Source organism: uncultured Zoogloea sp., assembly GCF_937894855.1.
Lineage (GTDB): Bacteria > Pseudomonadota > Gammaproteobacteria > Burkholderiales > Rhodocyclaceae > Zoogloea > Zoogloea oryzae.
Genome location: NZ_CALAYQ010000036.1, coordinates 57,228 through 76,154, shown reverse-complemented (window position 1 = coordinate 76,154; position 18,927 = coordinate 57,228). Strand labels below are relative to the sequence as shown.

General features: G+C 67.0%; 17 protein-coding genes. 8 read left to right on the top strand and 9 right to left on the bottom strand.

What is annotated here, in order from left to right; all coding sequences use genetic code 11:
- Positions 1-98 precede the first annotated feature (98 nt).
- Complete coding sequence (locus Q0672_RS04320; RefSeq protein ID WP_298620126.1) at positions 99-1,067, bottom strand: restriction endonuclease; 969 nt, start codon at positions 1,065-1,067, stop codon at positions 99-101.
- 85 nt (positions 1,068-1,152) lie between these two features.
- Complete coding sequence (locus tag Q0672_RS04315) at positions 1,153-2,049, bottom strand: spermidine synthase-like protein (RefSeq protein ID WP_153160174.1); 897 nt, start codon at positions 2,047-2,049, stop codon at positions 1,153-1,155.
- 201 nt (positions 2,050-2,250) lie between these two features.
- Between Q0672_RS04315 and Q0672_RS04310 the strand changes: the two genes are divergently transcribed.
- The 3 genes from Q0672_RS04310 to Q0672_RS04300 all read left to right on the top strand — a co-directional run bounded on the left by Q0672_RS04310 (position 2,251) and on the right by Q0672_RS04300 (position 7,846).
- Positions 2,251-3,864, top strand: a complete 1,614-nt coding sequence (locus tag Q0672_RS04310; protein ID WP_153160172.1) for a methyl-accepting chemotaxis protein — start codon at positions 2,251-2,253, stop codon at positions 3,862-3,864.
- Positions 3,865-4,086: 222 nt separating this feature from the next.
- The gene (locus Q0672_RS04305) at positions 4,087-5,697 is read left to right on the top strand and encodes a methyl-accepting chemotaxis protein (RefSeq protein WP_298620121.1); all 1,611 of its coding nucleotides are present in this window, start codon (positions 4,087-4,089) and stop codon (positions 5,695-5,697) included.
- Positions 5,698-5,830: 133 nt separating this feature from the next.
- Entirely contained in the window at positions 5,831-7,846 is a 2,016-nt protein-coding gene (locus tag Q0672_RS04300; RefSeq protein WP_298620119.1) for a TonB-dependent copper receptor, read from the top strand.
- Here the strand turns inward: Q0672_RS04300 and Q0672_RS04295 are convergent.
- The 5 genes from Q0672_RS04295 to Q0672_RS04275 all read right to left on the bottom strand — a co-directional run bounded on the left by Q0672_RS04295 (position 7,843) and on the right by Q0672_RS04275 (position 12,877).
- Positions 7,843-9,417 carry an ATP-binding protein gene (locus tag Q0672_RS04295; protein WP_298620117.1) on the bottom strand — a complete coding sequence of 525 codons (1,575 nt, stop codon included), beginning with the start codon at positions 9,415-9,417 and terminating at the stop codon, positions 7,843-7,845. The two genes, Q0672_RS04300 and Q0672_RS04295, sit on opposite strands and share 4 nt — an antisense overlap.
- An 87-nt stretch (positions 9,418-9,504) precedes the next feature.
- On the bottom strand, positions 9,505-10,581 hold the full coding sequence (gene modC / locus Q0672_RS04290; protein ID WP_298620114.1) for a molybdenum ABC transporter ATP-binding protein: 1,077 nt from the start codon (positions 10,579-10,581) through the stop codon (positions 9,505-9,507).
- Complete coding sequence (modB, locus tag Q0672_RS04285; RefSeq protein ID WP_298620111.1) at positions 10,578-11,267, bottom strand: molybdate ABC transporter permease subunit; 690 nt, start codon at positions 11,265-11,267, stop codon at positions 10,578-10,580. The genes modC and modB overlap by 4 nt, the downstream gene beginning before the upstream one ends.
- Before the next feature lie 3 nt (positions 11,268-11,270).
- On the bottom strand, positions 11,271-12,026 hold the full coding sequence (gene modA, locus Q0672_RS04280) for a molybdate ABC transporter substrate-binding protein (RefSeq protein WP_298620109.1): 756 nt from the start codon (positions 12,024-12,026) through the stop codon (positions 11,271-11,273).
- 23 nt (positions 12,027-12,049) lie between these two features.
- Positions 12,050-12,877, bottom strand: coding sequence for a TOBE domain-containing protein (locus Q0672_RS04275; RefSeq protein WP_298620106.1), 828 nt, complete (start codon positions 12,875-12,877; stop codon positions 12,050-12,052).
- 176 nt (positions 12,878-13,053) lie between these two features.
- On the opposite strand from Q0672_RS04275, the gene Q0672_RS04270 reads away from it, so the two are divergent.
- The gene (locus Q0672_RS04270; RefSeq protein ID WP_298620104.1) at positions 13,054-13,482 is read left to right on the top strand and encodes a TOBE domain-containing protein; all 429 of its coding nucleotides are present in this window, start codon (positions 13,054-13,056) and stop codon (positions 13,480-13,482) included.
- Positions 13,483-13,859: 377 nt separating this feature from the next.
- A complete protein-coding gene (locus Q0672_RS04265; RefSeq protein WP_284187247.1) occupies positions 13,860-14,276 on the top strand; it encodes a YbaN family protein in 417 nt (138 codons plus the stop codon).
- A 24-nt stretch (positions 14,277-14,300) separates the two neighbouring features.
- Here the strand turns inward: Q0672_RS04265 and Q0672_RS04260 are convergent, their stop codons facing one another.
- Positions 14,301-15,242 carry an MBL fold metallo-hydrolase gene (locus Q0672_RS04260; protein WP_298620101.1) on the bottom strand — a complete coding sequence of 314 codons (942 nt, stop codon included), beginning with the start codon at positions 15,240-15,242 and terminating at the stop codon, positions 14,301-14,303.
- A gap of 141 nt (positions 15,243-15,383) precedes the next feature.
- Here Q0672_RS04260 and Q0672_RS04255 point away from each other — a divergent pair, with 141 nt between their 5' ends.
- From Q0672_RS04255 to recQ, 3 genes are all read left to right on the top strand, one after another.
- A complete protein-coding gene (locus Q0672_RS04255) occupies positions 15,384-15,650 on the top strand; it encodes a hypothetical protein (protein ID WP_153160151.1) in 267 nt (88 codons plus the stop codon).
- Between the two features lie 72 nt (positions 15,651-15,722).
- Positions 15,723-16,724 (top strand): hypothetical protein, encoded by a 1,002-nt coding sequence (locus tag Q0672_RS04250; protein ID WP_298620099.1) that lies wholly within the window; start codon positions 15,723-15,725, stop codon positions 16,722-16,724.
- Positions 16,725-16,751: 27 nt separating this feature from the next.
- On the top strand, positions 16,752-18,566 hold the full coding sequence (recQ, locus tag Q0672_RS04245) for a DNA helicase RecQ (RefSeq protein ID WP_298620097.1): 1,815 nt from the start codon (positions 16,752-16,754) through the stop codon (positions 18,564-18,566).
- A 98-nt stretch (positions 18,567-18,664) separates the two neighbouring features.
- Here recQ and Q0672_RS04240 read toward each other — a convergent pair whose 3' ends face one another.
- On the bottom strand, positions 18,665-18,919 hold the full coding sequence (locus tag Q0672_RS04240; protein WP_153160146.1) for a hypothetical protein: 255 nt from the start codon (positions 18,917-18,919) through the stop codon (positions 18,665-18,667).
- Positions 18,920-18,927 lie beyond the last annotated feature (8 nt).

The following is an 18,927-nucleotide window of genomic DNA, read 5'->3' as shown; positions in this document are numbered from 1 at the left end:
GCCGGGGTGGCTGCACGTCGGGCGGGATGGGAAACAGGGCAGCCGGATTGTGCCCGGAGTGACGACCGGCGTCATCCTGCCGCCACTGGCGGGGCCGCTCAGGCGCTGGTGGCGTGCCGGGCGGGCCCGACCCCGCGCATGCCGAGCTTGGCCCGGCAGCGGGGATAGGTGGAACAGCCCCAGAAAGGGCCGTGCTTGCCCTGGCGGGGCGTCATGCTGGCGCCGCAGCTCGGGCAGGTGGGCGTGGTCCAGTCGCCCTCGGTGGCGAGCTCGAGCAGACGGCGGCTGGCGTCGTCGGGCAGGCGCTGGATCATGGCGAGGATCAGCCGGCCGTCGAGCAGGGTGATGCGGTTGATCGCGGCGAACTCCCGGGCGTTGTCGGTGAAGCCGTTGGGGGCCATGAAGAAGGCCCGCTCGATGGCTTCGTGGGCCATCACGCCGCGCAGCTCGCGCATGGTCTTGACGCCCACCGGCTGGCCCCAGGCCTTGCACTGGACGATGGCGGTGCAGCAGTCGGCGTCGTCCGGATCCTGGTACAGGCGGATATCCACGCCGCCGTCGGCACCCATCCGGGTGGTGGCGGCCTTGATGCCCTTCTCGTTGTAGAAGGCGCAGCACACGTCCTCGAAACGCTTCCATTCCATGCGGTCGATCACGTCGAGGGACCACCGGGAGGGTCGATCCGCGATGTCCCGGTGGGCGACGGGGAAAGGCACCACCCGGCCAGGGGGCTCCCGGCGCTCGCTGACGAATTCGGACAAGGGCATCACGAACTCGGACAGCGGCGCCATGAACGGCGGCTGCGGTGCGGCGCCATGATGGGCCTGGGTGGTGTAGCGGATGAAGGCCAGCACCCCGAAGACGAAGGTGCCGAACAGGAACATGCCCTGGACCACGGGCAACATGCCCTTGAGGTGGCCGTGGCCGCCCAGCACCAGCGGGGCGATGCCGACGACGATCAGCAGGCAGGCCAGGGCAAAAAGGGCGGCGGGTTTCCAGCTGGGAGGGGCCGGGCTGTCGGACGCGACCGCACCGGCAGCCCCGCCACGACGGCTGTAATCGGGCATCTTATTTCTTGAATGACAACAGAAGCCGCGATTTTAAGCGGTATTAATGCACAAGTCATTGCAAAAACATCACCCCCTCAAGGCTTCAGCCGTAGCGGGTGCGCCGGCTGCGCTCGAGACGCTGGGCGAACCTGGGGTAATCCAGCCCGGTGCGGGTACGCAGGGCCTTGGCGAGGTTGCCGATCTCGCGCCAGCGGGGGGTGAAGCCGGGCTGGCGGAAGGCGAAGACGATGTCGTTGCCGTCGGGCAGGCGGATCGACAGCAGGCGGTCGTCGAAGACCTGGGCGATCATCGCCAGGTGGTCTTCGCGACAGCCCTTGTCGCCCGCCAGGTTGGCCACCATGATGCCGCGCCCCGAGAGCGCCTCGTGCACGTCCCGATAGAAGCCGATGGAGCTCACCGAGCCGGACAGGCCGTGGCGGTCGAAGGCATCCATCATGATGATGTCCGGTCGGTCCTCCCACCCGCGGCTCCTCACCACCCAGTCGGCGCCGTCGCCTTCGATCACGGCGAGGCGGGCGTCGTCCGGCGGCAGCTCGAACTCATCCCGGAAGGCGATCACGTTGGGGTCGATCTCGACCACGGTGATCTTCGCCGAACCCACGTGGCGGTAGCAGAACTTGGCCAGCGACCCGCCCCCCAGGCCCAGCATCAGGATCTGCCGCGGGCGCTGGCAGAACAGCAGGAAGCCCATCATCGCCTGGGTGTAATCCAGCGCCAGGGCGTACGGGTCCTTCAGGTTCATGGTGCTCTGGATCAGCGACAGGGAGAAATGCAGGCTGCGGGTGGTGCCGTCGTCGATCACAAAGGGCTTGTCGTATTCGCCCGAGCGCACCTGGCGCAGCAGCCACTGGCTGTCGCAGTCGGCGGGCTCGATGAGGCGGATGGTGTCGGTGTCCGACAGGAAAGGGCTGGGCAGAACGAGGATGGAAGGCGACGAAGCGGGCACGGCGGAGCTTGCGTGGGCGTGACGGGCGCCCATTGTAAGGCCACGCACCCCGGATGCGGCGTGGCGACGGATGGCAGCTTCATAGCCACCGCCCCGTCGCAGCCGAACCGGGGGAAGCGCCGGACAGTCACCACTAAAGTTGTAACACCCGGCGTCGTTACCGCCTATTAGCGCGACCTGTTGGAGGTGCTACAGGCCGCCGGAAGACTGCCCAAACACCTCTCGGGGAAAAACATGACCATCGCCAAACGCCTCATGCTGCTCGTCGGCGCCACCCTTGTCAGCCTGCTGACGCTGACCTTCATCAATTACCAGCAAATGAACAAGGTATTCGATGCTGCCAACCACGCCACCATCAACGTAGTGCCAAGCCTCGACCTCCTTATCAAGGCATCCTCGGACTACGGCCGGCTACGGGTGCGTGTCTTCCGCCATGTGCTGGCCACCGATCCCGCCGAGATGGCCGAGATCGAGAAGACGCTGGCCGAGGCCCATACATGGATCGGCCAGTCCCTGAAGAAATACGAGGAGTACATCGCCGACGCTGAGGACAAGCGCCTTCTGGAGGTCGAAAAGCAGTCGCTCGCCGAATACAACAAGGCCATCGAGGGCGTGGTGTTGCTCTCCCGAGAGAACAAGGTCGAAGAAGCGCGGGCTCTGCTGAAGCGGATTCAGAACAAGGAGGTGAAGGTTATCGACGACCTGAGAGCCCATGTGAAATACAACGAGCAAATCGCCCAACGGGCCGCGGCGGAAGCCATCGACGCCAAGCACACCGCCACCTGGATCGCCTTCGGGATCCTCGGCGTCTCCGCGATGGTGATGATCGTCATCAGCCTGCTGACGATCCGCAGCATCACCCGCCGCATCGCCGAAGCCACCGAGATGACCGCCCGCATCGCCGAAGGCGACCTGCGCCAGACCCCGCCCACCTCCGGCACCGCCGACGACGAGATCGGCCAAATCCTGACCGCCCTCGAAAAGATGCGTGCCGAGCTCGCCCAGACGATCAGTGGCGTTATCGCCAATTCCAACCAGGTGGCCAGTTCGGCCTCCGAGCTGTCGGCCACCGCGCACCAGGTTTCGGTGAGCAGCGAACAGCAGTCTTCGTCCACGGCGTCGGCTGCCGCCGCGGTGGAAGAGCTGACGGTGAGCATCGACCACGTGGGCTCCAGCGCCGACGAAGCCAACGAACGCGCCATCGAGGCCGGTCGCCAGGCGGCCAACAGCGGCGCCGAAGTGACCGCCGCCGCCGACAAGATCGGCAAGGTGGCCGATCAGGTGGAGAACACCTCCAGCCAGATCCAGCAGCTCTCCGAGCAGGTCCAGCAGATCGACAAGATCACCGTGGTGATCCGCGAGGTGGCCGACCAGACCAACCTGCTGGCCCTCAACGCCGCCATCGAAGCCGCCCGCGCCGGCGAGCAGGGCCGTGGCTTTGCGGTGGTGGCCGACGAGGTGCGCAAGCTCGCCGAACGCACCACCAGCTCGGTGCGCGAGATCAGCAACGTCATCAGTGCCATCCAGCAGGGCGCCATCGGTGCGGCGACCAGCATGCAGTCGAGCCGCACCCTGGTGGGCGAGGTGGTGTCTTCGGCCACCGCCGCCAGCAATTCGATGGGCAACATCCGTAATGGCGCCCACACGATGCAGGGCGCGATCGAGAGCATCAGCGATGCCCTGCGCGAACAGCGCGGCGCCTCCACCGAGCTGGCCCGCAACGTCGAGGCCATCGCCCAGATGTCGGAGGAAAACTCGGCTGCTGTAACGTCGGTGGCCGATACGGCTCATCGCCTGGTTGGCGTCTCGGATCAGCTCAAATCTAGCGTGGCGCGCTTCCGGGTGTAAGTCGGCCGAACTTCCAGATCGGCGGCCTCCCTTGGTGGCCGCCCGGCAGGGACAAAGCGAACTGCAGCAGCAGAAATCAATAGAAACGAAACGGACCGGCCATCGAACCCTATTGAAGCTATTTCCAGGTCATCCCTTCAAGTTCTGGCGCGGAATGCCGTTGCTGGCGACACAGCCCGCCAACAACGACACGCATTGTCGTCCGACGCAGAGAGACCTGTTATGACCATTTCCCGACGCCTGCAGCTCCTTGTTGCCATCGCCATCGCGAGCCTGCTCATCCTTGCCGGCATCAACGTTTACCAGATGAACCGCGTCTTCGATGCGGCCAGCTTTGGCAATGAGAACGTAGTCCCCAGCATCCGGCTGCTCAACACCGTGACCTCTGAAATGGGGCGTGCGCGGGTGCGCGCCTACCGCTACACCATCCAGACCGACCCCGCCGACCGGGCCAAGCTCGATACGATGCTCCAGGAAGCCCGGACCATGATGGACAAAGCGCTCAAGGATTACGAGCCTCTCGTCGCCAACGAAGAGGATCGCAAGATGCTGGAAGCGGAGCGTGCCAGCCTCGCTGAATACAACGCCCACATCGACGAAGCCCTAGCCCTCGCCCGCGCCGGCAAGAACGCAGAAGCGCAGGGGATCCTGATCAATAACGTCGGTCTGGCCCTGCGCTTTGACGAACAACTTACCGCCCACCGACACCTCAACGAGAAACTCGCCCAGGAAGCGACCGCCAACGGCCTCGCCACCAAATCGAGCGCCACCTGGATTGCTGGCGCCTTGCCCGTTTTCGCGGGGGTTCTCTTCTTGCTGTTCGGGCGGAGCATCGGCCTGAGCATCACCAATCGCCTCGACGACGCCAACCGGATGGCCGAACGGATCGCCAACGGCGACCTGACGTCCGCGGGCCCGCTCAACCACAACCGTGACGAGATCGGCCGACTGCTGACCGCCCTCGACAGAATGCGCACCGAGCTGTCCAACACGATCCAGCAAGTCATCAACAACTCGACCGAGGTGGCCGGCTCGGCGACACAGCTGTCCACCGCAGCCCAGCAGGTCTCGGTGAGCAGCGAGCAGCAGTCGGCCGCCACCGCCTCGGCCGCCGCCGCGGTGGAAGAGCTCACGGTGAGCATCGACCACGTGGGCAACAGCGCCGAAGACGCCAGCCGCCGCGCTGCCGAGGCCGGCAACCTGGCCACCGAGAGCGGACGCGGTGTCGATGCGGCAGCCGCCAAGATCAACCAGATCGCCTCCCAGGTGGAGAGCACCGCCGAGCAGATCCAGACCCTGTCGGAGCAGGTCCGCCAGATCGACTCGATCACCGTGGTGATCCGCGAAGTGGCCGACCAGACCAACCTGCTGGCCCTCAACGCCGCCATCGAAGCCGCCCGCGCCGGCGAGCAGGGCCGTGGCTTTGCGGTGGTGGCCGACGAGGTGCGCAAGCTGGCCGAACGCACCACCAGCTCGGTGCGGGAGATCAGCAACGTCATCAGCACCATCCAGCAGGGCGCGGTGGGCGCGGTGACGAGCATGCAGTCCAACCGCGCGCTGGTCACCGAGGTGGTCGCCTCGGCCGGCGCGGCCAGCGATTCGATGGGCAGCATCCGCGACTCGGCCAGCACCATGCAGGGCGCGATCGAGAGCATCAGCGACGCCCTGCGCGAGCAGCGCGGCGCCTCCACCGAGCTGGCCCGCAACGTGGAAGCCATCGCTCAGATGTCGGAGGAGAACTCTGCCGCGGTGGCCTCGGTGGCCGGCACGGCCCACCGGCTGGTGACTGTTTCGGACAGCCTCAAGTCCAGCGTGGCACGTTTCCGCGTCTGAGCGACAGGCCTGCCAGATCAGGCTGCGACACTATGACGCACCGTTTTGGTGCATGATTTTGCGATCCATCAACCATTTCCGGTAGGCCGGGATTTAAGGTGCGCGCTCTTGCCAAATAACAGGGAGCGTCACCATGATCCGCCGTGTTCCGCACCGGCCCGCCGTCCTTCCGCTAGCCCTCGCCAGCGCCTTCGCCTGCAGCCTGCCGGCCCTCGCCGCCCAGCCCGAAACCCTCGGCCAGGTGGTCGTCACCGCCCCGGCGATGGAAGCGCCGCTCACCGTCACCACCGACCCCCGCGCGCCGCGCCAGCCGGTGCCCGCCCACGACGGCGCCGACTACCTCAAGACCATCCCCGGCTTCTCGGTGATCCGCAAGGGCGGCACCGACGGCGACCCGGTGTTCCGCGGCATGGCCGCCTCGCGGCTCGGCATCCTGCTCGACGGCGAGATGATCCTCGGCGGCTGCGGCATGCGCATGGACCCGCCCACCGCCTACGTCTTCCCCGAAGCCTTCGACCGCATCACCGTGCTGAAGGGCCCGCAGACGGTGAAGTACGGCCCCGGCAACAGCGCCGGCGTGGTGCGCTTCGAGCGCAGCCCCAAGGTGCGCAACGGCTACTCGGCCTACGCCGATGCCAGCCTGCTGGTGGGCAACTTCGGGCGCAACGATCAGATGTTCGAGGCCGGCGTGGGCAACGAGCGCTTCTACGGCGAACTCACCGGCACCCACTCCCACGCCCAGGACTACCGCGACGGCAAGGGCCGCAGCGTGCATTCGGCCTACGACCGCTGGAGCACCAGCGGCGCCCTGGGCTGGACGCCCGACGCCGACACCCGGCTCGAACTCACCTTCGCCCGCAGCGACGGCCGCGCCGCCTACGCCGACCGCTCGATGGACGGCGTCAAGTTCGACCGCAGCAACGTCGGGCTGAAGTTCGAGAAGCAGCGCATCAGCCCGCTGCTGGCCAAACTGGAGGCGCAGGTCTATCACAACTACGTGGATCACGTGATGGACAACTACACCCTGCGCACGCCGCCGATGATGAAGATGGTGAGCAACCCGGATCGCCAGACCCAGGGTGGGCGCATCGCCACCACACTGGATCTGTCGCCCCGCACCAGCCTCGAAACCGGGCTGGACTTCCAGCGCAACGAGCACACCCTGCGCACGGCCAGCGGCGCCGCCGTTGCCAGCTACGCCAGCAAGCCCCGGGTGGCCGACATGCAGTTCTCCAGCTGGGGCGCATTCGCCGAAGTCGCCCACGAACTCGACGCCAGCAACCGCCTGCTGGGCGGCGCGCGGGTGGATTTCAGCGAGGCCGAAGACAAGCGCAGCGGCCGCAGCACCTCGGGCCAGACCGACAAGGACACCCTCAAGGCCGGTTTCCTGCGCTGGGAGAACGCCTACGCCCCCACCACCACCCTCTTCGCCGGCCTCGGCCACAGCGAGCGTGCTGCCGACTACTGGGAGCGCAGCAAGTCGCCCGCGGCCACCGCAATGGGCAGCGGCAGCGCGAGCACCTTCCTGCTCAAACCCGAAAAGACCACCCAGCTCGACACCGGTGCCATCTACGCCGCCGGCGGGCTCCGGGCATCCGTGTCGGCCTTCTACGCGAAGCACAAGGATTTCATCCAGATCCGCCGCATCGACGCCTGGGCCAGCGACGCGCTCAACATCGACGCCACCACCTACGGCCTCGAAGGCGACGTGAGCTACGCGCTGGGCAACTTCTGGAAGACCTACGCCACCCTGGCCTGGACTCACGGCGAGAACGACAGCACCGGCAAGCCCCTGTCTCAGATCGCCCCGCTCGAAGCCCGCCTGGGCGCCGGCTACGACGACCGCACCTGGAGTGGCGGCGCCCTGTTGCGCCTGGTGCAGGGCCAGAAGCGCTTCGACACCGACTACGGCAACGTGGTGGGGCAGGACATCGGCAGCTCGACCGGCTTTGCGATCTTCTCGGTCAATGGCGGCTACCGCCCGGCCAAGGGCACGCTCATCAGCGCCGGCATCGACAACCTGTTCGACAAGACCTACGCCGAGTTCATCAGCCGCGGCGGCGCCAGCATCGGCGGCTTCACCCAGACCACACGGGTGAACGAACCCGGCCGCACCCTCTGGCTGAAGGCGAACTTCGAGCTGCGTTAGGCGGACTCGGCCGGCCTGCCCGCCAGCGGCAGGCTCACCCGGAAGGTCGTCCCCTCGCCCGGCGCGCTCGTCACTTCGATGCGGCCGCCGTGGCGGGCCACGATGTCGTAGGAGATCGACAGGCCCAGGCCCGTGCCCTTGCCCACCGGCTTGGTGGTGTAGAAGGGATCGAAGATGCGTCGCTGCACCTCGGGCGGCATCCCGACGCCGGTGTCGGCCACCTCGATCCACGCCAACGCATCGTCGTGGCCCGTGCGCACGGTGATGGTTCCGCGCTCGGCGATGGCCTGGGCGGCGTTGACCAGCAGGTTCATCACCACCTGGTTGATCTGCGCCGCCAGGCAGGGCACGCGGGGCAGCGCCGGGTCATAATCGCGCACCACCTCGGCCTTGTACTTCAGCTCGTTCCAGACCACGTTGAGGGTGCACTCGATGCCGGCGTTGAGGTCGGCCTCCTGCCACTCGGCCTGATCGACCCGCGAGAAATCCTTCAGGTCGGCCACGATCTTGCGCACCCGGTCGAGCCCGTCGCGGGATTCGCCAAGCAGGGCCGGGATGTCGTCCTTCAGGTAATCGAACTCGGCCGCGGCAAAGTCCGCCTCGGTCGCCTCGCCAGTGCGGCAGCGCTCCAGCAGGGCGATCATCGCGGCGTTGTAGCCCCTGAGCGTGCTCAGGTTCGAGCTCACGAAACCCACCGGGTTGTTGATCTCGTGGGCCACGCCCGCCGCCAGCACGCCGATGGACGCCATCTTCTCGGACTGCAGCAGCTGGCTGTGGGCCGCTTCCAGTTCGGCGATCTTGCCGTCCAGCTCCAGCCAGCGCCGGCGCAGCGCCTCCAGCAGCGCCCAGCCGCCCAGGAAGACCACCGCAAACGCCGCCGCGTGGGCCAGGCTGGTCTGGCGGATGCCGGCGCGGGTGGTCGCCTCGATGGGCGCGAAGCGCTGGGTGACGCTGATGCCACCGCGCACGTCGCCCAGCTTGTAGCCCTGCCTGGCATGGCAGGCGAGGCAGCTCTCCTGCACCTTCAGGGGCGCCATGTAGCGCAGCATCTCGCCCTTCGGGCCGTGCTCGACGCCGGTCGTCTCCACCTCGCCGCGCTCGAAGCGTTCCAGCGCTTGGCGCTCCCAGGGGTCGGCGATGTTTTCCGGGCGGATCGGCCGGAGGCTGGTGAGGCGGAACTCCACGCCCCCGTCGCTGGCCGCCATGCTGGCGATCAGGCGCGTCATGTAGGCCGGATTCACCATCGTGAGCTGCTGGCCGTCGGTGGTCGTCACGTCGCGGCGGGGGTGTTCGAGATAGGGATTGGGCGGGGTTTCGGGTGTCACCGGCACGTAGATGCCGCCGTGGGAGGCGTTCCAGTTGCGGGTCAGCATGACCATCCGGAACATGTTGCGGGCCCCCTCGATGCCCACCTGGATGGACTGCTCCCGGATGCGCGCAACCTGAACCTCCAGCGACAAGCCGACCACGGCCCCCCAGACCACCAGCAGGGCCAGCCACCACACCCGCTCGCGCACGAAGCGGGAAACCCGGCGAGGGGCGGCTACCGCCTGAACGGACGGCTCTTTCATCTCAAAAAGGGGCGATTCCGGTTTGGCGACGAGCGTCGCCGACGGCCGTTTAACGACATCGCGGGGCCGTTCTGAACCGCTGGCGCATCAGCCCACCAGCGCCACCGACTTGATCTGCGCCACCACCGCCATGCCCTCGACAAGACCGAGCTGATCCTTCGACAGCCGGGTGATGCGCGCCAGCAGCGGCGTGCCCGCCGCATCCAGGCGAACCAGGCACTGGGCCGGGTGGGCCGCCGGGGCAAAACTGCAGATCCGCGCCGGCAGGCGATTGACGATGCTCGACGGATTGTCGGCGGCGAGCGCGATGCTCACATCCCGCGCCTGGATCTTGAGCCGCGCCCGGGCGCCCACCGCCAGCGCCTTGCGCGTCACCTGGATGCTGCCGCCGGCAAAGGCCAGCCGGGTGAGCTGGTAGGCCTCGTCGTGGGCGGCCACGGTGGTATCCACCAGCACCGCCGCTTCTTCGTCTAGGGCGATGGGCAGGTCCAGCCGGGCCAGCAGCTCGCGGCACGGCCCGCTGGCCCGCACCCGGCCCTGCTCCAGCAGCACCAGATGGTCGGCCAGGCGCAGCACCTCGTCCATCGAATGACTCACGTAGATCACCGGTATCGCCAGCTCGTCGTGGAGGCGCTCCAGATACGGCAGGATCTCCTGCTTGCGGGCCGCATCCAGCGCCGCCAGCGGCTCGTCCATCAGCAGCAGCCGCGGGCTGGTGAGGAGCGCCCGGGCGATGGCCACCCGCTGCCGCTCGCCGCCGGAGAGGCGATCCGGGCTGCGGTCGAGCAGATGGCCGATGCCCAGCAGTTCCACCGCCGTGTCGTGGCTCACCCGCCGGTCGGCCGGGGCGATGCGCTTCTGGCCAAAGGCCAGGTTGTCCCGCACCGACAGGTGGGCAAACAGGCTCGCCTCCTGGAACACGTAACCCAGCGCCCGCTTGTGGGTGGGCAGGCAGATGCGCCGGGCGTCGTCCTGCCACACCTCGCCATTCACCTCGACCCGCCCCGCCGCCCGGGCCAGCCCGGCCACGCAGCGCAGCACCGTCGTCTTGCCCGAGCCCGAAGCGCCGAACAACGCCGTCACGCCCCGCCCGGGCAGGGCCAGATCCAAGTCCAGCGCAAAATCCGCCAGGGGCAGCCGGGCCCGGATCGACAGCCCGCTCATGATCCGAAACCCGAGGTGTTGCGGGCGCCGCCAAAGCGGTAGAGCAGCACCAGCGTGAGGAAGGAGAAGGCCACGAGGCCGGCCGCCAGTTCATGGGCCTGGGCGTACTCGAAAGCCTCCACGTGGTTGTAGATCTGCACCGACAGCACCTGGGTCTTGCCGGGAATGTTTCCGCCGATCATCAGCACCACCCCGAACTCGCCCACCGTGTGGGCAAAGCCCAGCACCGCCGCGGTGAGCAGGCCCGGCCTCGCCAGCGGCAGCGCAACCTTGAAGAATGCGGCCAGGGGCGAAGCACGCAGGGTGGCGGCCACCTCCAGCGGACGCGCGCCCATCGCCATGAACGCGTTCTGGATCGGCTGGACCACAAACGGCAGCGAATAGAACACCGAGGCCACCACCAGCCCCGGAAAGGTGAACGGCAAGGCCCCGAGCCCAAGCGCCTCGGTCAGCCGGCCCACCGGCCCGGACGGCGCCAGCACGATCAGCAGGTAGAAACCCAGCACCGTCGGCGGCAGCACGATGGGTAGCGCCACCACCGCGCCCACCACGCTGCGCAGGGGCGAACGGGTCCGGGCCAGCCACCAGGCGATCGGCGTCCCGACGATCAGCAGCAGCACTGTCACCAGTCCCGCCAGCTTCAAGGTCAGCCAGACGGCCGACCAGTCCTCGTGGGTGAGATCCATGATTCAGCGCTCGTAGCCGTAAGCCCGGATGACCGCCACCGCCGCCGGCGACTTGAGGTAACCCATCAGCGCCGCGGCCGCCGCGCTGGCCTTGCCCTTGTCGAGCACCACCGCATCCTGGCGGATCGGGGTGTGGTACTTGCCCGGCACCAGCCAGTACGAGCCGTCGATGAGCTTGCCGTCCTTGTGGATCTGCGCAAACGCGATGAAGCCCAGCTCGGCGTTGCCCGACACCACGAACTGCTGGGCCTGGGTGATGCTCTCGCCGGTCACCAGTTTGGGCTGCAGCGCATCGGCGAGGCCCAGCGCCTTGAGGGTTTCGACCGCCGCCAGGCCATAGGGCGCCAGCTTGGGGTTGGCGATGGACAGGTGCTCGAACCTGCCCGACTTCAGCACCTCGCCTTTGTCGTCCACAAAACCGGGCTTCGGCGACCATAGCACCAGCTTGCCGATGGCGTAGGTGAACTGGCTGCCGGCCACACCGTCGCCCTCCTTCACCAGCCGGGCCGGCGTCTCGTCGTCGGCCGCCAGCAGCACCTGGAAGGGCGCGCCGGATTTGATCTGGGCGTAGAACTTGCCCGTCGAACCGAACACCAGCTGGGCCTTGTGGCCGGTGGCTTTCTCGAAGTCGGCGGCGATCTTCTGCATCGGCGCGGTGAAGTTGGCGGCCACGGCCACCGACACCTCGTCGGCCTGGGCCGCGAAGGATGCGCCAGCCAGGGAAACGCTGAGGGCAAGGGTGCGAAGGACGGGTTTCATGGTTTTCTCCGGCAGGTTGGAAGTCAGTCGAAAACGGCGAGGATCACCGACGTGGCCTGGAACACCGCGCAGGCCGGCGAGCCCACCTGCAGCTCCAGGTTGTCGATGCTGTCGTGGGTCACCACCGAGGTCACGTTGCGCCCGCCGGGCAGGGTGATCGTCACCTCCGAGCTCACCGGCCCTTCGTGGATCGCCGACACGGTGCCCCACAGGTGGTTGCGGGCGGTGGTGCGGGCGGCCGGGTCGGTGATGATGAGCACCGACGGCGCCTTGACGAAGGCGTGCACCTCCTTGCCGATGGTCAGCTCCAGGTTCTCGGCGCTGGCCCGGGTGATCACCGCCACCAGCTCGCTGGCGTCGTCGAGGCGCAGGCGAACCTCGAAGCTCACCTCGCCCTCGCGCAGGCCGGTGATCGCGCCGACAAACTGGTTACGCGCGCTGGTGCGCATCGACATGCGCCGCAGCAGGGTCTGGAACTCGCGCACCGTGCTGCCGTCGGCGCCGCCGAGGCGCTGGGAGAGGCGGTCGATGGCTTCCTGATATTCCTGCTCCACCGCCCGGTACATGGCGATCACCCGCCGGCCATAGTCGGTGAGGGCTGTGCCGCCCCCGTGCCTGCCGCCCACCGAGCGCTCCACCAGCGGCGCCTCGGCGAGGTTGTTCATGGCATCCACCGCATCCCACGCCGCCTTGTATGAAAGCGGCACCGCCTTGGCGGCCTGGGAGATCGAGCCATAGCGGTCGATGGCCTCCAGCAGACGAATGCGGGTGTCGCCGAGAAAGGTGCCGAATTCGGTATCGACTGTCAGCTTTCCGACAAGCTTGTGCTGAATGGGGCGACGGGTTGTCATGAATCTACCTATATATCCAGATATACAACGTGGCGTACTGTACTCCAGCAAATAACGGGCCACAAATGCTGCACTGCGCTATGGTTGTAACTATCCAGCCGCGGCCCATAAAGTGGAAACCAATGCCCGATTGGCCACCCATCCGGCCCCCTTCACCCCCGACCAGGAGCAGCACAATGAAAATCAGCGCGCGCAATGTCTTTGACGGCACCATCGAGGCGGTCAAGCTGGGCGCCGTCAACAGCGAAGTGGATATCGCCCTCCCCGGCGGGCTGAAGATCGTCGCCACCGTGACCAACGACAGCGTGGCCGAGCTCGGCCTCGCCGCCGGCAAGGCCGTCAAGGCCATCGTGAAGGCCTCGTCGGTGCTGGTGCTGACCGATGGCGCCGACGTGAAGCTGTCCGCCCGCAACCGCCTCGACGGCACCGTCAGCGCCATCGTCGAAGGCCCGGTGAGCAGCAGCGTGACGATCGCCCTGCCGAGTGGCGACAGCGTGTCTGCCACCATCACCCATGAAGGCTCGATCGCACTGGGCCTGAAGGTCGGCTCGCCCGCGGCGGCCATCTTCAAGGCTCCGTCGGTGATCGTCGGCGTCGGCATCTGAACGACAGCAGCCTCGCCGCCACGGCGCGGATGGTGCAGGGCGGAACGCCAAACGGCGCGCCGCCCTGCCTTTCTATATCTGCCGCCATATAGCGCATCCGGCAGCCGGCGTCGGCAATAGCGCTCTGCTATTTCTATCAGAGATCAATTCAACTGGAGCGATTCACGGCGAAGATCGATACTTGCCTCGACACCACCGCAGAGCCGGCGCCAGTACCACAGCCGGGCCTCGACAACCGTAGACGGCGGTGTGAAAACTCTCTCGGGAGGTCCTCGCCAGCGCGAACCACCGGCACCGACCGGCGCTCAAACGCTTGCCGGGCCCATCGCCCCCGGGAGAGAACCGTGGAACGAGAACAACAAGACAGGATCGCCGCCATGCCCCGCTGCCAGGATGCCACCTCCATCGCCGCCCCCTCCGGGGATCTGCTCGCGAGCGCCGGCCGCCACGGCCTGTTCATCCTGGGCGGCATCAGCTTTGCTGTCGGCGCCGTCGGCCTCGTGCTGCCCCTGCTGCCGACCACCATCTTCTGGATCATCGCCGCCTGGGCCTGGAGCAAGAGCTGCCCGCGCCTGCAGCAGCGCCTGTACGCCGTCCCCGGCGCCGGCGCCCACGTGCGGGCGTGGATCGAGGAAGGCCGCATCAGCAGGCGCGGCAAGCACTTCGCCCTGGCCGGGCTGGCCTTCGGGCTGGCCACCTGTACTTGGGCGCTTTACGCCACGCCGCTGATCCTGGCGGCGGCAGGCCTGCCGCAGGTCATTGCCGGCTTCTACATCGCCAGCCGGCCGGAGTGACCCGGCCGACTCAGGCAATCCGGATCAGCGGCTACCCAGCCACACATCCAGCCCCTGGGCGTTGAGCTCCACGTCCAGGGCCAGGATGCGTCGGGTTTCGGCTTCCGACGTCTTCCAGCCGCCGCGCTTGGCCTCCTCGGCCACCAGCGCCCAGATGTCGTCCTCGATCAGCTGCTTGCGCGCCTCGCCCGCCCCGGCGTGACGCTCGGCGATCGCCACGTGGGCGTCGATCAGGCGGTGCAGGTCGGCGGCCAGACGGGGCACGTCGGTGACCTGCGCGTAGTGGGTGAGATACATCGCGGCCGGCTGCTCGGCCTCCATGCGGCGGATGGAGTCGTGCATCGCGTCGGGCTCGAACTGAACCGGCGTGGTGGTCGGGAAGATGCTCGGCCGGCCATCCACGTCAAACTGGCGGTAGGACAGCCCGAAGGTGTCGCCGGTGAAGAAGCTGCGGCTTTTGGTGTCGAGGTAGCACACGTGATGGCGCGCGTGGCCCGGCGTGTCGAACACCCGGATGGTGCGCCCGGCAAGGGACAGCTCCAGCCCGTCGGTGGCCTCGATGATGCGATCGGCCGGTACCGGGATCAGCTCGCCGTAGAGCTCCTTCGCCCGCTCAGGCCCATACACCGCCGACACGCCCGCAAACAGCTTCGAAGGCTCGGCCATGTGGCGGGCGCCACGCGGATGCACCACCAGCCTGGCGTTGGGAAACGCCCGAATGAAAGCCCCGGCACCGCCCGCGTGATCCAGGTGGATGTGGGTCAGCAGCACGTAATCCACCGCCTCCGGCGACAGCCCGGTCTCGGCCAGCGCGTGCTCCACATGCACCAGCGCGTCGTTGTTGCCGGTATCCACCAGCGCCGCCCGGCCGCCCTCCTCGATCAGGTGAATCGCCGCCACGTCCGTGCCGGTGTAACCCGAATCCACGGCGTAAATCCCGTTACCGAAAGCGCTCAAACCCTGCATCACGATCCCCTGACGAAAAGATTCGATTCTATCCATTCGGCAGCGTATGGCACCCAATTGCGTTACATCAATGTTTCAATTTCAAAAAAAGCGCCCAATGTCAAGTAAGAAAAAGACTTACAAGACGAGAGGAGAAAACCCATGTTGACGCTGCAAGACTGCATCGAGCTGTCCGATCTGTCCGAGGACGAAATCCTCGCCATCGCCGAGCACGAACACATCCCCGAAATGGCCGCCGTCGAAATGGGTTGCTACCTCTGCCACACGCCCAGCGGCGAAAAACGCATCCGCCGCATGATCATTGACGACATCCACCACGCCCGCGAAAAGGGCGACACCGCCCACGCCGCCATGCTCAAGACGGTGCTCAAGCACTACGTCGCCGAGCACCACGGCACCAAGGCCTAGATCTTTCGGCATATCGCCATGTGAAGCACGGGTTGGCATAATCCGGCGACCCGTCTTCGTTTCTCCGCTTCCATGGCAATCCTCCGTTGCAACAAATGTGGCCACGTCGCCGAAGTCCCCGGCGAGTTCACCGGCCAGCAGATCGCCTGCCCACAATGCACCCAGCCGGTGGCGGTCTACGACACCGTCCTGTTCGTGCGGAAGGTGCTCCAGCAGTATTTCAGCCAGCGCGACGAGCTGAATGCCCTCAAGGCCCAGCAGGCGAGCGCCTTCCCCACGCTCAACGAAAGCCCTGCCGCGACGGCTGGCGGCACCGATCTGAGCATCGACATCCACAACTCCGACCACCTGGCCAACGCGGCGCAGCACGCCGCTGTTCTCCAGTGGTTCGAGCGCCGCCAGATCCAGATCCGCGCCAACCACGATGCGGTGGACACCACCGGTTTCTTCGACGAGATCGCCATCGAGCTGGGCGACAACTACGACCAGCTCCGCGAGGTCGTGGACAAGATCCGCTGGGGCCAGCAGAAGGATGTGCCCAATTTCAGCCTCAACCTCGGCAAGCTCAGCCAGAAGGACGGGCAAACCCTCAACGCCTTCTGCAAGCGCCTCTACGACTGCGCCTTCCTGGCCAAATATTTCTACCAGAAGCAGGAGAAGATCGGCCGCGGCACCATCCAGTCGGCGCCGGCGATCCGCAGCTTCTTCGGTGGCGAATGGCTCGAGTGGTACGCCTTCATGAAGGTGCTGGGCCTGCTCCGCGAGCGCCGGCAGCGCTTCTCGTGCGCCCGCCAGCTATCGGTGATCTTCCCCAACGAAGACCTCCACGAGCTTGATGTGTTCTTCCTCATCGACGACAACACGCCCGTGTGCATCGAGTGCAAGACCGGCGAGTTCCGGCAGGACATCGACAAATACCTGCGCCTGCGCAAGCGCCTCGGCATCGACCGCAGCCAGTTCATCCTCTGCGCCACCGGCCTCACCGACGAGCAGGCTGCCGGCCTCTCCAGCACCTACGAGCTCACTTTTGTCTCCCCGAGTGGCCTGACCACCCATCTCGCCCGGCTGTTCTGAGGCAGGGCGGGGTAAAATCCCGCCCCTATGAGCCGCGCCCGCGAAACCCTATTCCACGTCTTCGGCTACACCCAGTTCCGCGGGCCGCAGGAAGACATCGTCGAACACGTAAGCGCCGGTGGCGACGCCCTGGTGCTGATGCCTACCGGGGGCGGCAAGTCCCTGTGCTACCAGATCCCGGCGCTGCTGCGCCCCGGGGTGGCGATCGTCGTGTCGCCCCTCATCGCGCTGATGCAGGATCAGGTTTCCGCGCTGAAGGAAGTGGGCGCCGCGGCGGACTTCCTCAATTCCAGCCTGAGCTTCGACCGGGCGATGGAAATCGAGCGGGCGATGCTCGCCGGCGCGCTGGATCTCCTCTACGTGGCGCCGGAACGCCTCGTCACGCCGCGCTTCCTCGATCTGCTGGATCACCTCTACGAGGCCGGCCAGCTGGCGCTGTTCGCCATCGACGAAGCCCACTGCGTGTCCCAATGGGGCCATGATTTCCGGCCGGAGTACCTCCAGCTGTCGATCCTCCAGGAGCGCTACCCGCAGATCCCGCGGATCGCCCTCACCGCCACCGCCGACGCCCAGACCCGCCGCGAGATCGCCGAGCGCCTGCGTCTGCTGGATGCGCGCGAGTTCGTCTCCAGCTTCGACCGGCCCAACATCCGCTACACCATCGTCCCCAAGGACAACCCCCGTGCCCAGCTGCTCGCCTTTATCAAGGACGGCCACCTGGGCGAGGCCGGCATCGTGTATTGCTCGTCCCGCAAGAAAGTGGACGAGACCGCCGCCTGGCTGCAGGAGAAAGGCATCGCCGCCCTGCCCTACCACGCGGGCATGGGCGCCGACGAGCGGGCGATCAACCAGGACCGTTTCCTGCGCGAAGACGGCATCGTGATGGTCGCCACCATCGCCTTCGGGATGGGCATCGACAAGCCCGACGTGCGCTTCGTGGCTCACCTGGATCTGCCCCGCTCCATCGAGGGCTACTACCAGGAAACCGGCCGCGCCGGCCGTGACGGCCAGCCCGCCGAAGCCTGGATGGCCTACAGCGTGGCCGATCTGGTTCAGCAGCGCCGCTTCATCGATCAAGGCGAGGCCAGCGACGAGGTGAAGCGCGTCGCCACCGCCAAGCTCGACGCCCTGCTGGGCCTGTGCGAGACCACCGGCTGCCGCCGCCAGCGCCTGCTCGGCTACTTCGACGAAGATTCGGCCCCCTGCGGCAACTGCGACACCTGCCTGAACCCGCCGGAAGTGCGCGACGCCAGCGAATCGGCCCGCAAGGCGCTGTCGTGTGTGTTCCGCACCGGCAGCCGCTTCGGCGCCGCCCACGTGGTGGACGTGCTGATCGGCAAGGCCACCGACAACGTCAAGAAGTGGCAGCACGACCAGGTGAGCACCTTCGGCATCGGCACCGAGCTCGACGACAAGGGCTGGCGCACGCTGATCCGCCAGCTCGTGGCCCACGGCGCCCTGGCGGTGGATCACGAGCGCTACGGCGCCCTCACCCTCACCGAGGCCGCGCGGCCGATCCTGCGCGGCGAGGCGGGCTTCACCCTGCGCGTCGACCCCAGCCCGACCAAAAAGAAGAAGGACGGCACCCGCCGCAGCGCCGACTGGCCCGAGGCCACCGGCGAGGAAGCCGAGCTACTCAACCGCCTGCGCGCCTGGCGCGCCAGCACCGCCAAGGAGCGCAACGTGCCGGCCTACGTGATCTTCCACGACGCCACCCTGCGCGACATCGCCCGCCGCCGCCCCGACAGCATCCTCGCGCTGGCCACCATCTCCGGCGTGGGCGACCGCAAGCTCGACGCCTACGGGCAGGACATCATCACGCTGCTGGCCGAGGTCGGGTAAGGCGCCTGAAGTCAGGCCAGCAAGACAAAAGCCGCCAGGCCTTCACGGCTTGGCGGCTTTTTCATGCCCCGCACGGGGCGCGGGGCAGACCAGACGGATCAGCTGATCACCGAGCTCACCTGGATGGTCTGGTGACCCGACCCGTAATTGGCGTTGTAGGTAATCTCCACCTCACGGGCGCCGGCAAGAGCCGTCACGGAGTTTGTACACAGGAACGCCAGCGGTCCGTTCTTCAGATCCGACAGCTGCAGGTTGCGCACCTCCCCCGTCTTCTTGTCGGTCACTCGGGCGGTCATCTGCGCAATGCCTTCGGCACCGCATTTGGCGGCCTGGATCAAGGTTATGGTCGTCATCATTTCAC

What these genes read in the sequence shown, in the direction of transcription:
- Q0672_RS04265 (WP_284187247.1), top strand. Translation starts at nt 13,860, where the DNA reads ATGCCCCGCTGCCAGGATGCCACCTCCATCGCCGCCCCCTCCGGGGAT.
- Q0672_RS04255 (WP_153160151.1), top strand. Translation starts at nt 15,384, where the DNA reads ATGTTGACGCTGCAAGACTGCATCGAGCTGTCCGATCTGTCCGAGGAC.
- Q0672_RS04240 (WP_153160146.1), bottom strand. Translation starts at nt 18,919, where the DNA reads ATGACGACCATAACCTTGATCCAGGCCGCCAAATGCGGTGCCGAAGGC.
- modC (WP_298620114.1), bottom strand. Translation starts at nt 10,581, where the DNA reads ATGAGCGGGCTGTCGATCCGGGCCCGGCTGCCCCTGGCGGATTTTGCG.
- Q0672_RS04275 (WP_298620106.1), bottom strand. Translation starts at nt 12,877, where the DNA reads ATGACAACCCGTCGCCCCATTCAGCACAAGCTTGTCGGAAAGCTGACA.
- Q0672_RS04270 (WP_298620104.1), top strand. Translation starts at nt 13,054, where the DNA reads ATGAAAATCAGCGCGCGCAATGTCTTTGACGGCACCATCGAGGCGGTC.
- modB (WP_298620111.1), bottom strand. Translation starts at nt 11,267, where the DNA reads ATGGATCTCACCCACGAGGACTGGTCGGCCGTCTGGCTGACCTTGAAG.
- Q0672_RS04300 (WP_298620119.1), top strand. Translation starts at nt 5,831, where the DNA reads ATGATCCGCCGTGTTCCGCACCGGCCCGCCGTCCTTCCGCTAGCCCTC.
- Q0672_RS04305 (WP_298620121.1), top strand. Translation starts at nt 4,087, where the DNA reads ATGACCATTTCCCGACGCCTGCAGCTCCTTGTTGCCATCGCCATCGCG.
- Q0672_RS04260 (WP_298620101.1), bottom strand. Translation starts at nt 15,242, where the DNA reads ATGCAGGGTTTGAGCGCTTTCGGTAACGGGATTTACGCCGTGGATTCG.
- Q0672_RS04295 (WP_298620117.1), bottom strand. Translation starts at nt 9,417, where the DNA reads ATGAAAGAGCCGTCCGTTCAGGCGGTAGCCGCCCCTCGCCGGGTTTCC.
- modA (WP_298620109.1), bottom strand. Translation starts at nt 12,026, where the DNA reads ATGAAACCCGTCCTTCGCACCCTTGCCCTCAGCGTTTCCCTGGCTGGC.
- Q0672_RS04250 (WP_298620099.1), top strand. Translation starts at nt 15,723, where the DNA reads ATGGCAATCCTCCGTTGCAACAAATGTGGCCACGTCGCCGAAGTCCCC.
- Q0672_RS04315 (WP_153160174.1), bottom strand. Translation starts at nt 2,049, where the DNA reads ATGGGCGCCCGTCACGCCCACGCAAGCTCCGCCGTGCCCGCTTCGTCG.
- recQ (WP_298620097.1), top strand. Translation starts at nt 16,752, where the DNA reads ATGAGCCGCGCCCGCGAAACCCTATTCCACGTCTTCGGCTACACCCAG.
- Q0672_RS04310 (WP_153160172.1), top strand. Translation starts at nt 2,251, where the DNA reads ATGACCATCGCCAAACGCCTCATGCTGCTCGTCGGCGCCACCCTTGTC.
- Q0672_RS04320 (WP_298620126.1), bottom strand. Translation starts at nt 1,067, where the DNA reads ATGCCCGATTACAGCCGTCGTGGCGGGGCTGCCGGTGCGGTCGCGTCC.